The organism is Methanomassiliicoccales archaeon, from assembly GCA_014361295.1.
GTDB lineage: Archaea > Thermoplasmatota > Thermoplasmata > Methanomassiliicoccales > JACIVX01 > JACIVX01.
The window spans coordinates 1-15510 of sequence record JACIVX010000008.1; the positions used below are offsets into that span (position 1 = coordinate 1).

General features: G+C 43.4%; 18 protein-coding genes. 12 read left to right on the top strand and 6 right to left on the bottom strand.

Annotated features, from left to right (window positions below; translation table 11 throughout):
- Nucleotides 1-65 precede the first annotated feature (65 nt).
- The 12 genes from H5T41_09825 (at nt 66) to mcrD (ending at nt 11638) form a co-directional block, all read left to right on the top strand.
- On the top strand, nt 66-707 hold the full coding sequence (locus H5T41_09825; protein ID MBC7109060.1) for a hypothetical protein: 642 nt from the start codon (nt 66-68) through the stop codon (nt 705-707).
- 14 nt (nt 708-721) lie between these two features.
- The gene (locus tag H5T41_09830; GenBank protein ID MBC7109061.1) at nt 722-1267 is read left to right on the top strand and encodes a hypothetical protein; all 546 of its coding nucleotides are present in this window, start codon (nt 722-724) and stop codon (nt 1265-1267) included.
- Nucleotides 1268-1273: 6 nt separating this feature from the next.
- The gene (locus H5T41_09835) at nt 1274-2425 is read left to right on the top strand and encodes a baseplate J/gp47 family protein (GenBank protein MBC7109062.1); all 1152 of its coding nucleotides are present in this window, start codon (nt 1274-1276) and stop codon (nt 2423-2425) included.
- Nucleotides 2426-2431: 6 nt separating this feature from the next.
- Nucleotides 2432-4687, top strand: a complete 2256-nt coding sequence (locus H5T41_09840) for a hypothetical protein (protein MBC7109063.1) — start codon at nt 2432-2434, stop codon at nt 4685-4687.
- A 16-nt stretch (nt 4688-4703) separates the two neighbouring features.
- Nucleotides 4704-7067 (top strand): hypothetical protein, encoded by a 2364-nt coding sequence (locus H5T41_09845; protein MBC7109064.1) that lies wholly within the window; start codon nt 4704-4706, stop codon nt 7065-7067.
- Between the two features lie 25 nt (nt 7068-7092).
- A complete protein-coding gene (locus H5T41_09850) occupies nt 7093-7455 on the top strand; it encodes a hypothetical protein (protein ID MBC7109065.1) in 363 nt (120 codons plus the stop codon).
- Nucleotides 7456-7488: 33 nt separating this feature from the next.
- Nucleotides 7489-8184 carry a metallophosphoesterase gene (locus H5T41_09855; protein ID MBC7109066.1) on the top strand — a complete coding sequence of 232 codons (696 nt, stop codon included), beginning with the start codon at nt 7489-7491 and terminating at the stop codon, nt 8182-8184.
- Nucleotides 8185-8238: 54 nt separating this feature from the next.
- The gene (locus H5T41_09860; protein MBC7109067.1) at nt 8239-8601 is read left to right on the top strand and encodes a hypothetical protein; all 363 of its coding nucleotides are present in this window, start codon (nt 8239-8241) and stop codon (nt 8599-8601) included.
- Between the two features lie 44 nt (nt 8602-8645).
- Entirely contained in the window at nt 8646-8900 is a 255-nt protein-coding gene (locus tag H5T41_09865; protein MBC7109068.1) for a hypothetical protein, read from the top strand.
- 3 nt (nt 8901-8903) lie between these two features.
- Nucleotides 8904-9791 (top strand): C1 family peptidase, encoded by an 888-nt coding sequence (locus H5T41_09870; protein MBC7109069.1) that lies wholly within the window; start codon nt 8904-8906, stop codon nt 9789-9791.
- Between the two features lie 463 nt (nt 9792-10254).
- Nucleotides 10255-11070: a tyrosine-type recombinase/integrase gene (locus tag H5T41_09875; protein MBC7109070.1), complete on the top strand. Its 816-nt coding sequence runs from the start codon at nt 10255-10257 to the stop codon at nt 11068-11070.
- Nucleotides 11071-11194: 124 nt separating this feature from the next.
- Nucleotides 11195-11638 carry a methyl-coenzyme M reductase operon protein D gene (gene mcrD / locus H5T41_09880; protein MBC7109071.1) on the top strand — a complete coding sequence of 148 codons (444 nt, stop codon included), beginning with the start codon at nt 11195-11197 and terminating at the stop codon, nt 11636-11638.
- A 143-nt stretch (nt 11639-11781) separates the two neighbouring features.
- Here the strand turns inward: mcrD and H5T41_09885 are convergent, their stop codons facing one another.
- From H5T41_09885 to csx16, 6 genes are all read right to left on the bottom strand, one after another.
- Entirely contained in the window at nt 11782-11937 is a 156-nt protein-coding gene (locus tag H5T41_09885) for an AbrB/MazE/SpoVT family DNA-binding domain-containing protein (GenBank protein MBC7109072.1), read from the bottom strand.
- A gap of 10 nt (nt 11938-11947) precedes the next feature.
- Nucleotides 11948-12406, bottom strand: coding sequence for a hypothetical protein (locus tag H5T41_09890; GenBank protein MBC7109073.1), 459 nt, complete (start codon nt 12404-12406; stop codon nt 11948-11950).
- Between the two features lies 1 nt (nt 12407).
- Nucleotides 12408-12995: a hypothetical protein gene (locus tag H5T41_09895; protein MBC7109074.1), complete on the bottom strand. Its 588-nt coding sequence runs from the start codon at nt 12993-12995 to the stop codon at nt 12408-12410.
- A 188-nt stretch (nt 12996-13183) separates the two neighbouring features.
- On the bottom strand, nt 13184-13744 hold the full coding sequence (locus tag H5T41_09900; GenBank protein MBC7109075.1) for a hypothetical protein: 561 nt from the start codon (nt 13742-13744) through the stop codon (nt 13184-13186).
- A complete protein-coding gene (locus H5T41_09905) occupies nt 13710-14009 on the bottom strand; it encodes a hypothetical protein (GenBank protein MBC7109076.1) in 300 nt (99 codons plus the stop codon). The genes H5T41_09900 and H5T41_09905 overlap by 35 nt, the downstream gene beginning before the upstream one ends.
- On the bottom strand, nt 14006-14311 hold the full coding sequence (csx16, locus tag H5T41_09910; protein MBC7109077.1) for a CRISPR-associated protein Csx16: 306 nt from the start codon (nt 14309-14311) through the stop codon (nt 14006-14008). The genes H5T41_09905 and csx16 overlap by 4 nt, the downstream gene beginning before the upstream one ends.
- Between the last annotated feature and the right edge of the window lie 1199 nt (nt 14312-15510).

The following is a 15510-nucleotide window of genomic DNA, read 5'->3' on the forward strand; positions in this document are numbered from 1 at the left end:
GGCTTCACCTGGTCTAAGCCTTACATGGTCGTGAAGAACTACTTCTGAGTGTGAGGTGATAAACCTTGACTCGTGTAATAGATCCTGGATATGTTGAGGAGCTTCTAAGGCATGCGATGGGTGGAAGACTCGTGGACAGGCCCGGAAAACCCGCAATCGACAAGCGTGACATTTATATTCGCCTCGCGCGGGTTGAAAAGATCTATCCATACAAGCAAGAGGCGCTGATAACACCCTACAAGTATCTCGGCGAGAGGAACTTTGGTGGTTGGACTGCGAAGATAGCATTCTCATTCTTCGACGATAATACACTACTCACGTACATCCCTCCAAAGAAGGACGAAGGATATGATGACAATGGCTATTATATCATCCCAGATGGCGAGGTTTACGCTCTGACAGTTGCAGTTGAGGGTATGGCTGAGGAGAAGGGTCGTTACATCGTAGGATTCGTTGCGAGGCCTGATCATCAGATCACAACATGGGACACTCTCACAAATGGTGTTATAATCGAATTTAAGGACTCGCAGATAAATATTGAGGATATGGAAGATCATGCAGTTATAAACTTGAAGAATGTCTATGGTGCGAGCGTTCAAGTGGAGAAGGACACTATAACCCTGACAAGCGGATCTAACAGCATTCGGATCTCACAGGATGGAATAGAGATTAATGGTAGTGTAAAGATCAATGGGACAGAATATTAAATATGGTGGGTATGATGACTAATAAGAGGTTTGACAAAAACATCGACCTCATACCAAAGGACTATGCAGTAATACTCTGGGAGGGTTCAACAGAACCGCAAACAATCGAAGACGACGAGGAAGTCGTAGGAGAGGGTTTCACCAGTCAAGAATGGTGGGAAGAGTCAACATTCAAGGGATACGATGTCAAGGAGAGTCTCGACATCTTCGACTACACCTATTATGACTTCGACTTCAAAGAGGAGGAATACAACCTCGTCGATGATGTGAAGAGTCTCATCTCGGGGATAATACTCAAGCTCTTGACAATATACGGTGAACTGGATTATTTCCCCTATGAGGAATGGGGTGACAGAGTCTACGAGCTCATCTACGAGGTTGAAACGCCAATGACCATGTCCAAACTCGAAGGCTACATCATACAAGCCCTCGAGGAAATGGATAGAATAGAGAGAGTGGATGGACTCTACATTGAGAGAATGGACGAGAAACTTCACGTAACAGCCCAGATAAAACCCGTAGATGAACCATCCGAGCAAATAACACTTGTAATAGAGTGATCATATATGATAGAGAGAAGAGATGAGGTCGACATACTACATGACCTCATACTCGAGGCCTACAGACGAGGCCTCATCTCAGAGGACACGAAGTTCCTCGACAGGATTCACAGAGGAGATGCGATAGAAAACAACCTCATCCTACTATTCGCAACGTACTCAACGATCCTATCACAGTACTACACTGTACTCGAGGACTTCTTCAACAAATTCGACCTCGACAACGCAGATACTGCCATGCTAAACAGGATAGGGTCACTTGTTGGCCTCCCAAGGCTTGAGGCGACACCATCACTCGTCCCCGTGATTTTTGAGCGAAATGAGCCAGCTACAGAGACAATAAAAATCCCATTTGGGACAAGACTAAGAAGTGAAACAGAGACGCCAGTTGACTATCAAGTCATTAGACCAGCGGAAATCGAAGTAGGGGAGCTAAAAACTCAGACGTACGCTCAGAGTCTCGTTAAAGGCCCAGATTCAAGAGTAGGGGTGATGGAACTTACACAGCTACTTGATGAGAACCTCAGCATGTACATCGACCGCGTATACAACCCCGAAGCATCAACCGGGGGAAATCCACCAGAAACAGACGAAGAATACAGAACGAGACTCTCACAATGGCCAATGCACGCCACACGTGGGACGAAATCATCATATGAGAACGCTCTGAAGCAAGTTGCGGGATTGAGGGATTTTAAGATCGAGCCCCAGTTCGCAGGGCCCGGCTCCGTGAAGGTTGTAGTAGATCCACCCTATGAGCCTGTCATTGAGTATGTGAAGGATGAACTTCAAGGGAGAGCACAACTACTCGACGAATATGTGTATGTGGTGGGTGTGAAAGAAGTTCCGATCACCATTACCCTTGAGGTTGAAGTTTCAACCGAGAGGATCATGGATGCGTTCATCCCAATCCTCGAGGACAGAGTAGAGCGTGCTGTGAGGACTTACGTCAATGGGGGGATACGAGAGAACGGCAATTACTATTATGGGCTTGGAATAGGCCGAACATTGTACCCCTCACGTCTTACGAAGTTTCTATTAGATGAGATAACTGAGCTTGAAAACGTTGAGATAACCTACCCTGACAAGCCTATAAGATTCGCCGCTGAGGAAAGAGCAGTCTTAAAGGATGTCGCTGTGAATGTAGTGAGGGTGTGATAGCCCATGTTTGATAAGGACTATGATCCAGTGGCCAAACGACTGATAGAGAAACTCCCACTCTTCCTGAAGGAAGAAGTCATATCACAGGCGAGGACTCATCAAAAGATAGTCGCCAAGCCACTCCAGGACGCTGACAGGGACACTCGACTCGCTATGACATTGATAGACCTTGATAGGCCTCTTTTGATTTGGAGGGAGCAAGACCAACCACATTCATACACTATCAACTTCAAGGTATCACTCAAGGACATAATGCGGGTGAAGGTGTATGAGGATGGCTGGAAAATATATGATAGTGGGAAGTTAGAAAAGGGTGTGAACATATTCGTTGAATCAATACAGCGTGAAACATATGATATTATCCCAGATCACCGCTATCTCTTGAAAGTCGAAGATTATCATGGGAACACCTATGAGAAGGGCATACCCGAATCCTATGATGAGACGGGAGCATATCAACCCGACCCTGTATTAGACAGGCTTGGGAAACTACATAATATCCCAAGGCTACGCTTGAAGCCCGTGGATAATGAAAATCTCCACTTGGCATATCCTAAATTTCATAATCAGAGCATAGAACCTGATTACTATTATATGCAGCGGATAAAGGATTACCTTAGGATTTTCCAAGATCGAGGCCTTATATACGCTGAGTTTTATAAGTGGCTGACTGTAATCCCTGATATCGTAGGGTACTGGCGTGTACTCAGCCGACAGAACCAAACCGAACAAGTATTCCAATCCGAGGGTGATGTGGGCTCATATGAGATGGCTACGAAGGATAGGAATGCAAGCACTTATATAGTTTATCTTGACCCTGAGAAGATCCCATTGAATGTTTTATTTGATTCTGAGAAATATGAAGAATTCTTGAGAGATATTAGTTTGAGTAAGAAGTTTTTCTTTGAAGTGCCCATAGAGGTGAGTATCACTGACACTGTCATATTTGATTCGGATGTGGATGACACCCTATTCGGTATGAGAGAATATGAAGAATTTATTACAGTCGATGATATATCATCTGCAGACACCACAACCTCAGACATTCCCGTCGAGATCTCGAAATTCTCTGATATGCTATCAGATTCCAGCGTGGCTGACGTTGTCCCTGAGACCTTCAAGGCAAGCGATTATGTCTCAGAGACCGTGAGTTGTGAGCTTGCAACTGAATCATTCAAATCATCTGACACCATCTCAACAGCAGATACTACAACCTCTAATGCTGTTGCGGACGTCTCTAAATTCTCAGAATCCTTGACAACGACGAGTGCGACTGGCGTTGACTCTGAGACCGGTAAATTCTCTGATTCATACTCATACTCTGCAATCGCATACATACGAACATACGACACCGACACCCAATTCAACAGTTTGAGCAAGTCGGGTAGCATCGTCATCAGCGGAACAGGGACAAGTGCCGTTATAACGACGGGAGATCCAACCTCAACCAACACCGGGGCGAAACAACCCACCTCAGCCACAAACGTATCCTACACAAACTGTGGGAGCGGATTCGGGTACTGGTACTACCTTTCACGCCTAACGGATGGCTGTAATGATTACGGTGCAGCAGCGGACAGTGCAGCGAAGGTATGTTACACTGACATCCTCAGAGCATCCGGCTATAGCTTTGGAGTCCCATCAAACGCCCGGATCACGGGGATAGTCGTGAATATAAGACGCAGACAATCCGGTACCGTTAACAGGGTCGACCAACTCGTAAGGATCAACGTAGGAGGCACTAATTCAACGAATAAGGCTGATACGAGCACCTACTGGCCACAATCCTACGCCACTAAAACATATGGAGGATCTACTGACTTATGGGGCTTATCTAATGTGACACCCTCCAATATAAACACTCTCTATGTTGATTTGTCAGCGAAGAACAACTATTCTGCGGGTGCAACATTCTACGTTGACTGTATAAAGGTAACCGTCTACTACAAGGTACCAGCATCCGGGACAGTCTCATATACGCTCTCTGGTTCGGAGGTTGGTGTGGGGAACAACCTCGGATACCTTGATTTGAAGACGAGCATCCCAGAGGGGTCTATAAGCTATGAGGTGAAGAAGAACGGTTCCACGGTCAAATCAGGAAGCGTATCATCTGGAACGTCAACCATAAGCCTCACAGATATCACTGTAGGGTCAACAAGCGACTCATTCGAGGTGAAATTCACGCTCACAAGCGGAACATCCAATAAACCCTCAATCGATTATATCAAGCACCTTTATCAAGTCTCAGGAAACCTATAAAAAGGGTGATGATAAAATGGCAAATGGAGAAAGGCCAAAATGGTTCAAATACTATAAGCTCCTCACAAGCGGAGAAGGAGAAAATCAGTGCCCCGTCGAGGAGTTCACCCTCCCAGACTGGAACGAGGACTACGGGGATGGCAAGTTCGTCTGGGATTGGCTACTGCAAGACTATCATAAGAGTATTTGTTGGTTGAAGGAGTATGTGGAGCAGATAGACAATAAGGCTGGTGTATTAGTCGCTGCAAGATACAAGCCCCCCAAAATCCAGACGAAATATTCATATGGGTACGCATGGGATGGGGGTAAACAGGCGTATAAGTTTAATGATGACACATCAGCGAGTATTACAATTGACTTCTCAAATTATGAAACCGTTAGAGAGTACATAGATGAACGTAGGACGAACGCAGAGATCGCTATTGAGGAAGGAAAAGCGAGACTGCCAGACTACGACGAAACACAAGCCTACACTATCATAGAACATGAAGTGAGAACCGCTAAGAAGGTAGTTGAAGTTCCCACTGAGGTTTGGACTGGGACTCAATGGGTGACGCAGACAGTCCCACGAGAGGTGGAAGTCCCTGTAACCCATCAAGAACCCTACACGTGGGAGGAGACCGTCTGTAAGACCGTGGAGAGCGTCCTCGTAGCCTGGCCCAACTCAGAGGACATCACTAAGGGCTCCGATGTTGAATGGAGGCCTGGCTGTAAGACATGGTGTAAGAACACAGTCATACTCGCCCAGACCTTCAAAGCACCCTATGACACAACCATTAAAAAGGTTTATCTCGGAGTAAAACGGCCAAAAAATGGTAATAAGAGATTATATGTTGGATTAGCCAAGGTTAAGACTGGTGGAACCCCCGACATTACTATAACCGATCATAAGTGTCCTGGTCTTAAAGTTACGGGCTTTCTTGAGCTCAAAAACGATCAGGACGCAGTAGCAGTGCAAGGCTCAGATATAATGGTTTTCCCATTCTCTGTTCCAGTGAAGAAGGATAATTATTATGCTATTGTCATTTACACTGAAGAGACCCAAAGTGAAAAAGGTTGGAGAATTCTTGGAATAAGGAAAGACTTCGACAAAGGCAAGAGTTGGATGTACTGGAACCAATACACTGGCTGGCAGAAACTCGCAGGAACGAGAAACGGTAAAGCGGTTACGGGGAGCATATGCTTCAAGATAGAATGCATAGACACAAAATGCACTACTGAGATCAGAAAAGCGGTGAAAGAATGGACAGAATACGTCCACCAAGTGGTCTACGACGAGGTTCAAGTGGGATACCCCCAAATCGACATAGTCTACGTACCCGTCGAAGTAGAGTACACATATGACTACTATTATCCCGTGACAGCCTATCAGACCGTGAAAAAATACAAGACCGACAAGTATATCTACACTCGTCCAATTAAGCTGAATCCTGTCACGATGGTGCAATTGGAGGCCAGTGACAGCCGACCAACAGGAACGAATATAAAATATGAGGTCAGCCCTGATGGGCTATCATGGTACGAATTAAACGCATCAAATAACTACACTGTGAGCTTCACTGAACCAGCTGAGGTTGTGATCCTCAGAGCCTACCTTGAGACGACAGATGATACTGTCACGCCAAGCATTAGCAGCTTAAAGTTGAATTTGACGATGGAGCCCGCACCAGAAATGTACGTTGTATCTGAGGAGTACTATCCTCCTGTTGCGAAGATCCTCGGGGCAAGCTTGTGGAATTCGGTGGACGTGGACTATGAACTCCAAGAAGGAGTAACAGCCTCCGTTGACGTGATTAAGAATGAAACTGTAACATATCAGCACACCATAGACGGGAATACGAGCTTAGAGTTGCCTGTTCGCAGAGTCCTTGAAGGATCAGTCTACCTAAGCCTGCAAGATAACACAACAGGGGATATCACGCCACTCTATGAGTATGATGACTACGCCATAGATTATGAAACGGCTACTATAACCTTCTACAAGTCATTCACGGGCACAGTGCACGTAGAATACAAGCCAGTGCTCACAGCAGGCCTAAAACACGAAGATAACAGCTTGCCACCGGCTCTTGACTCTCATATGGAGACATTCACGGGGGATGGTGAGACAACAACATTCACGTTGACTTTCCCACCAGTCGAGCCCATACATCTCGTCCAGATCAATGAGGAAAACAAGGAGGAGGGTATAGATTATACGGTCGATTATGCTAAGGGTACTGTCACATTCGCTGAGGCTCCAGTCCAGAATGCGAATATAGAGGTTTATTACACTCCAAATATCGATGATGAAAGCTTGATGCTCGCGGTGAAGATGACAAGGGATACGAGTGCAAGGCAGGGCTATGTGAAAGAGTTTAAATTCATCTACAGAGTCTAAAGGGAGATTACGGGGGTGATCTGCGATGATAAAACCAGGTTACAAAAAGAAAATCATGAAACACTACGGCAAGAGTATAATGAGGACGAATATGGCGAAGACAAGCACCAGCAGCACTATAATCGCCTCAGGGGTGAGCGTGCTTGCTATTACACTTGCTACGGGAGAAATCCAAGCGCCTCTGATCATCTGCGGCTCTTTCCTCGTTGGGATTGGTTTCCTCATCAATTATATTGGGGATATTGTTAAGATGAGGCATAAGGAGACTGAGCTTGACATGATTGCTGAGGCTTTTGCAGAGGCTCTGAAAGAGTATCAGGATATTAAAAAGGAGGAAATGAAAGAAGAGTTCATTGAACTTCTTGAGAAAATGTCAAATGAACAATAACACTTATATACAAAGTGATAAAATAAATAATAAATGATGAAAATCTCATTGTACGCGTTAGGAGATTTTCATTGTGGTCTAAAGAACACAAACATAGACTATATCAAAGAAGCAGTTAAAATAATCAAAGACGACCCAAACGAAAAAAGGGTTTATCTAATGGGGGATCTCATCGAAGTAGCTGACAAGAAATTAGCAGACAGTGTATACCACCAGATACTCCCACTGGAGGACCAGATAGAAACAGTTATAGCTTTGCTCAAACCAATCAAAGAGCACATCCGCTGTTATTGCCATGGAAACCACGAGGACAGGCTAATGAAGAACTATGGCCTCAACACCACAAAACTCATTAGCAGGAGCGAGGGCTGGGATTACGCGATACAATACTTTGACAAGGTCCAAACAGACAAAAAAACCTTTGTGGTCTTTGCAGTCCACGGATTAACCTATACAAAGTATCCACATAACATAGCAAAGCTTCTCATTGACAATACGAGGCATATCGACGCTGACATCATCTTACATGGGCATATGCACTATCCTCTCATCTATGAGCAGTATGTGCAGACTCCAAAGGGGACTAGGAAGCGTTTGTACGTTTCCACGGGTCATTTCATCGAGACAATGCCAGATTATGCCTTGAAAAAGGTTATACCCCCCTCACCTCCAAGTTTTGTTAAATTAGAGGTTGGGGATGATGTTAGAGGTCAAATAATCAAATTTTAGCTGTTCTCTTTTAATATTTTATTTCTTCATTTTTTACGCTGATTAGGTGATCGTATGATTCCAAGGAAGGTTGTAGTGGGTGGTATAGTTCATCGTGTCGTTTTTGAGGATACTCGGAAGCTTAGAGGGGCGTTGAAGCAGTTGGGGGTGAAAAATTGGGAGAAGAAGTGGACATATTGGGATTTGCCGGATAGGAAGATTTATATTAGTGATGAGCTCCCTCGGCAACTTCAGAAGTTCCTATTGTGCCTTGAGATCATGAAGGCGATGTCATTTTTCGTGGGGGACAAGCTCTGGGAGAATGAGAGGATATTAAGGCCTTATGCGATGTTATTGTATCAGTTCCTTGAAGGTTATGAGGAGGAGATGAAAAGGGGAAAGTATGAAAGTGAAGAAAAGACAAGGTATATAAGTTAAAATTTATCATAATTAATAATGATAAAATGTGATAGGGTGAAAAAATGAAAGAATACAAAACACAAAAAATCACCCCAGCCGAAATAGAAGCTTATGCAAGGATGGTGATGGATCAAATCGCCAAAGGACAAAGCATAAGTGCTTCGATCATCAGCGTAGGCATCTACATCCTACTAAAAAGCATAGAAAACCCCACAAGAACAGACCTGCTAATATTAGGCCTCGTGATGGTCTTGTCAAGCTATGCATACAACTACTACCGTGCAAAGAAAAAAATACAACAGATAAGAGGTGTTTAAGCCTTGGAGATAAAATATAAGGGTAGATTATACCGCTTGCACGGTTGGACGCCATCCACCATAACAGTAAAGGATCCTAACCTCAGGGAGGGTGAAAGAAGACTCAAACAGACGGACACCACCATAATAGACGACACTAAAAAGTTGCCAAGGCAAGTTGACCTCAGAGACTTCTTCCCTAAACCATACGACCAAGGAGACATCGGATCATGCACAGCAAACGCCGCAGCAGCCGCACTCGAATACTACCAACGCCTCTACAACAAGAAAGAAAAGGGCGTCTACTACTCAAAAACACCATCACGACTCTTCATTTACAAGCACAACCGCCTACTAATGGGAGTACACCGAGGGGACACAGGAGCCACCATCAAGGACACAATGCACAGCTTGTATCGCTTCGGAGCCCCAGAAGAGGATGAAAAATATGGGACAGAATACAACCCCAGAAATTTTGAAAAGGAATATGATCCGTTCGTTTATGCTCTTGCAGATGAATATGCCATCGATGCATGGTATAACTATGATGAGATCTTCAACGAGCCCAGTAAGATGTTATTGGATATTAAGAGACATTTGGCCAGTGGTTTGCCTGTGATTTTTGGTTTTATCGTGTTCAGGGATGCTATCACCGCAGCCGCGAAGGATGGTGTGATCAGATTCCCAGAGGCCAGGGATACACAAGTTGGTGGTCATGCAGTCCTCGCTGTGGGCTACGATGACCAGAAAAACAGTCTAATAATCAGGAACAGTTGGGGGGAAGACTGGGGAGACAAGGGATACGGTTACCTTGACTACAAGTATGTTCTCAACCAGTTCGCAGCGGATTTCTGGAGTATAATACACAGCAAGATGCTTAGGGTTATAGATTTCACTGAAGAACTTAAATAAAATAAAAAAAAGGGAAAAGGGGAGGGGAGGTGGCGTTTTGGGACTACCTTCAAATGGGAAGTTTGGGATAAGGTGATTAGTACTATTAATTTTCTCATATTTATACTTTTTCATTTTTTCACTTTGTGATAATCTGTGTTAACGTAACACCACACAATGATAATATCCCATAAACTCATCTTATGAACTTTGCCTTTTTTAACATTTTTATACCATCCACCCTATACTAAATGATTACAAAAGGGCCAAAAAAACAAAGTTCATAATTTATCACACACAAGTATTAACAGTTTGGTGGTGAAAAAACAACACAAAACAACCTAATAAAAAACCATGAAACACAAACCACTAAAAAGATAAAATAAAGCCTAAGATAACCTCTCAGACCATTCTAAAGATTCTACACGATTTTTCCAAACACAATTTGTATGAGATTATCCACAAAAATTATTAAAAAAGGGCTATGATAGACAAAATCAAAGACGCTGCAGAAGAACTACTATACGACTTCGAACTCGAAGGCAAATCAAAAAACACGATAAGAGTCTACAAGAACGTCCTAGACCAATTTATCAAGAAAATCAAGAAAAGACCACCAGAGAATGAGGAGCAGCTTGTGAAGGCGATGAAGACTTTCTTGGCGAGGAAAAGACGCCTTGGCAGATCCGATAAGACCATACACTTGTACACCATAGTCCTACGGACACTCTTAGAGTATCTGGAGATTCCAAAAGACCAGATAAAGACTCCTAAGGTTGATCAGAGCCTCCCAAAGGCCCTCAGTGAAGAAGAACTCAAAAAATTCCTCAAGGTCGTGGATAATCCAAAATACAAGCTCATCATCGAACTACTCTACAAGACTGGGATGAGAATCAGCGAACTCCTCAACCTAAAGGTTAAGGATATTGACTTGGACACGGGGAAGATCATAGTCTGTGGAAAGGGTAAAAAAGAGCGTGTGGTCTACATAGACAAGGATATGATAGAAAAGATCAAACACTATAAAAAAGGGAGGAGTGGTAGGCTTTTTCCCATGACACAACACGCCGTCCAAGCCTATTTCAGGAGGAAAAGAAAAGAAGCAGGCTTAGATGAGAAGGTAACACCCCACGCACTCCGACACACATATGCAACCCGTCTCCTCGAGTTGGGGATGGATATAAGGTTGATTAAGGAGTTGCTCGGCCACTCGGATATTAGTACGACGCAGATTTATACGAAGGTCTCGGAGAAGCAGTTGAAGAAGGAGGTGTTGAAGCGTCTTAAAAAACTCCTATGAATAAACCTTAAGCCCTTATGGTGTGTTTGCCATGATGTTATGGTGTTTTTACCATGATAAGACTTATATATGAGTTTTCATAAAAAATATAAAAAAGGGTAATATCATATGAGAGTGATATAACATGATGCAGGTGCAGATTTTCCCCCATCGTCTGATAGGGGCTAACAGGACAGAAAAGATCTTGAATGAGCTGTCAAAGGTTGAGAGCATTCGGAGGATCGTCGTACAAGGCCCTAAACTCTATAAGGATGACCCAGAACGCCGAATGATCCAAATCGAGGACAAAAAATTCATCCTCGAGGTTATGGTTGGCAGGATCCTCCTCGAATTATATGATGCTGAAGAAATTGACACCATCAAGGAGATCTGTGATGAGCATTTGCCATTTGGCTTTGAAGTACACCTTGGAAAATTCATGAGAACCCAAAAAACAGTCACAGATCACCTGAAATATGGTGGAGGGCTTGAAAAAGTCCCGGATAAGCTCGTGGGCTTGGTGGATCCTGACAAGAGGTTGGTGGATTATGCTGTTGTTTTTGGTGTGCAATTGCAAGCAGGAGGATAATTTTCCCCACCTCAAAACTATTTTTAGTAACAAAATGTTACTAAAATAGAGGAAATATAAAAATAAAATTTAAAAGCAAAAGATCGTAACTCTATACATACTCTATTTTCGTGATACGTTTTTCGAAAATATCAAAGTGCTTCTTACAAATTTTCATCACCTTTCTCTATAACTCTAACTGTAACTTCGACTAAGTGTTTGCGTCCGTCTGCGATCCCCAAGGCCTCACGTGCAGCCTTGGGGATGAAAATCCTCCCCCGCCTCCCCATCCAAGCCGGGAAGGTTGTTTCTTTCATCATATCACCTCCTTTACAGGGGGTAAGGGTCGGGGCCGCGTTCACGTGCAAGGTGAAGGAAGGAACTGTACATTTCATTGAGTTTCTGTTCGCGCTCACTCAATCTGAGATAATAGTATTCATTGTCGACACTGTCAATTCTTCTAAAAAATTTCTCAAGCTTTGTCATTAAGAAAAAGAAGTCAGTAGGGTCGTTGTATGTGACTGAGAAGTCATTCTTCTCGTCGACTAGTCCGAGATCCCAGCCGGCAGGCCTGTAATAGTAAGTAAGCCTGCCGATAGTGACCTTGATCTTGCTGTCATTGCAAGGAATGATCTTTACTGTGAATGAGTAGGAGTTATTGAATCCTTCGGACTCTCGAGGCATCACTGTCTTTCTAATGATGATCCCTGAATTGTCGAATCTCACCCTGAAAAGCCCTGGATGATCTCTGATAACCGAATTAATGATTTTTCTGACTTTTTCCATCATATCACTCACCTCCGAGCAGCAGTTCATTGATGTCATCTTCAGACAAGATTTCTGCTTCTTTGTCTGTCATCACTGAAACGCCCTCACGGCTAATTGTATAAATGTAGCCGTGAGGCTTTCCGTATCGACGACCACTGATAGAGACTTTGATTTTGTTTGGCACTGGACTCACTACGACGTACTGTCGCCCTGAGCCCATGCGTCCTGCCTCGCCTTGGGCGATAACGCCCTCGACAAGGCAGGTAACCCTTCTTTCGAACTTGTGTTCATTGGATCCTCTGAACCCAATCGGACTTCTAAGTACGAGGATCACATGATCCTCGTCACTGTTCTCACTGTTCTTTGTCTCAACGATCTTCGGTCGGTGTGTTCTTGTCTCAGATAGTCGCGTATAATGTATTTCCACTTTTTTATCTTTTTTCCATTTTTTCAAACTCTCTTTTCTCAGTTTTACTGGGAGGACACCGCACTGGCGTCCTCTCCCTTTTTCCCCCACCGTAATGGCAGGGATTTTCACCCCGTTTGAGAGGGTGAAAACCCCAACTACTGGGGGTTTAATTTTTTCCTCTTTTATTTCATATATCTTCATATTCCCTCTTCTTTTTTTTTTTACTCTCTTTCTATTGTGTGAGGGTGACAACATCACCCTCACTAACGTCAGATACTTCTCTGATGTGAAGGGGGATAGTCACTTTCCCCCATTTTTGGACCTTCGCGGAGAATGTTACTTTCTCCATTTTCTTACCTCCCATGATTTTTTTTGAGGGTGGAAGGAGCCTATTCACCCTCCACCCAATCTCTTATGGATTCTACTATTGCTTCTTGGATATCTATGTCTTTAAGATCTTTTTCTTCTATTATGAGAATCTCTGGTTCAAGGTAGATGTCATAGCTTTTCATTGTCAAAGTATATATGCTGTCATACTTTTCCCAGACTGGGTACGCCCTTACAACCCCTTCTGAGAGCTCCACCTCAATGGTGGGGCCCTCAACGGGTGTCTTTTGCGGATCTTCTGCTATTTTCTCTGAGAACTCATAGATCTCTGCTATTGAGATCCCATCCTCGTAGACCTCCTCTACAAGCTGTAGGAGGTCTGGATCCTTAGAATCAAAATTGGAGAGGACTGGGAGACTCTCACGACTTGAATAAACCTCCCAATCCTCCACAGCATTTAATTCCTCCCAGAATGCATCTGGGAGGCTGTCGGCTGCTGGATGTTCTCTTATTTCTTCAACAAACCTTTTCATATGATTTAAAACCATTTTTTCACCTCCATTTTTTCTAAAAGAAATTAAAATTTTTTTAGAGTTCTTCAATCTCTCTCTCCTCTTCCTCATTTTCCTTGTATGCCTTTTTCACTTGTTTGTATATCTCATCGATGTCGAAGATCGCTTTTCCTTGTCGACGCACGTACTTGTACTCAACACGTCTGTGGGCCCTTGTAAGTTGCATTTCCAAGACCGGATCGTAGTGTAGTCGTATAACGGCGATCACACCTGGCCGGACATTATATACATCATTTCCAAGTTTCTTCTCAGACATTTTCCCTTCGATTATGGCTTTTTCAACCATTTTCTCAAGTTCTTCTTTTTCTATCATCATTCTCTCACCTCCTCAGCAACTATTTCCCTTATCCTTATTATTTTTGCCCCAGCCTTCTCCATCTCATCAGGGGCCAGCTCTTGGCCCCTCTGAGAGAAGGCGATGCCGGGGAGCACAAGCAGGTACACCTGTGCCCCCCTCTGAAGGGCCTCCAGGATCAGGGAGACAGGAAGAATCCCATATATCCTGTCCCCCTCTTCTATTTCCTCGGGTGTGAGGTGTTGGATAACCTCACCCTCGATTCCCTTGGCCCGGAGCCACCTTATGGCTCCAGGATGCCTTGTAACAATCTTTGTTTTCATTTTTTACCTCCCCTTTTTTGTTATGAGATAGTATGTCACAAGTCATATATATACTTTTTGACTTGTGACATACTATCCCACACTAAATGATGTGTCATAAGTCATATATAAATGTTTTGGCTGTGACAAAACAACAACTTCGCTAAACCAGAATATAACGAACTAATACCCAAACCCAAAAAAATCACACCCCACCAACAGACCCACACCACCAACCAAAAAAATGAACATACAACACCAAAAACAGAACAATCCAACCCACACAAAACAAAACCCAAAGCCCCACTCGCAAAAAAGTCACCCCCAGCCGCGCGCCACCACACGCACCATAAAAAAAGGATATAACACAAGATTGTGTACATTTTTGTACATTTTTGTATTGTTATGTGCTATAATGATTTCAATGGAAAAATTAGATTTTTCAAAATAGGGGGTTCTCCAGGCTTTTTTCGGCTATCCGAGGATCCTCGTCGGGTTTTTCTGAGAGATGTTAGATTTTTGAATATGGGCTGTTCTCCGGGCTCTGTTCGCCAAATGGGGACAGGAGAGGGCTTGGATTGGAAAAAATGTGTGGGCTTTTCTCCGGGCCACTTGGGGGTTGTCATGGGTTCTCAGGCGGATGCGAGGATTTAGAGTCGGTTTCTTGGTAAAATCTAATTTTTCAGGTGTTCTCTGGGGTGGGTGGGGGGTTCTCCATGCTCCTTTAGGATATTATATTTACTTTTAGTTTTATATACGCAAAAAAATTCGAAAATATTGCAAAGGTGTACGTGTCAATGTTTTGGGTGTACTTGTTAATGTTTTTTATTAATATGAGGGCGTGATAAATCGTGATAGTTTGAATGTTTTGGGTTGACATGTATATGTTTGCAATATTTTCGAGACTTTTGTATATAAAAAACTAGAAGTTAATATAATATCTAGACGAGGGCTTCTCCGCGCTCTTCTGGGCTAACGGCGGGTGGAAAAATTAGATTTTCCAAAAATAAGACTTTTTTGAGTTACGGGTTCTCCATGCTTCTTTGGGCTAACGGCGGGTGGAAAAATTAGATTTTTTGATTTTCTAATATTTCCATGCTTCTTCTGAAAATTCTTTAAGTAATCATCTTTTAGGGCATAACTAAATGTTGGAAAAAGCAAAAATTTTTTAACTTGGGTTTTATATTTTCTTATTATAATAGTTTGCTTTCCTTGCCCTA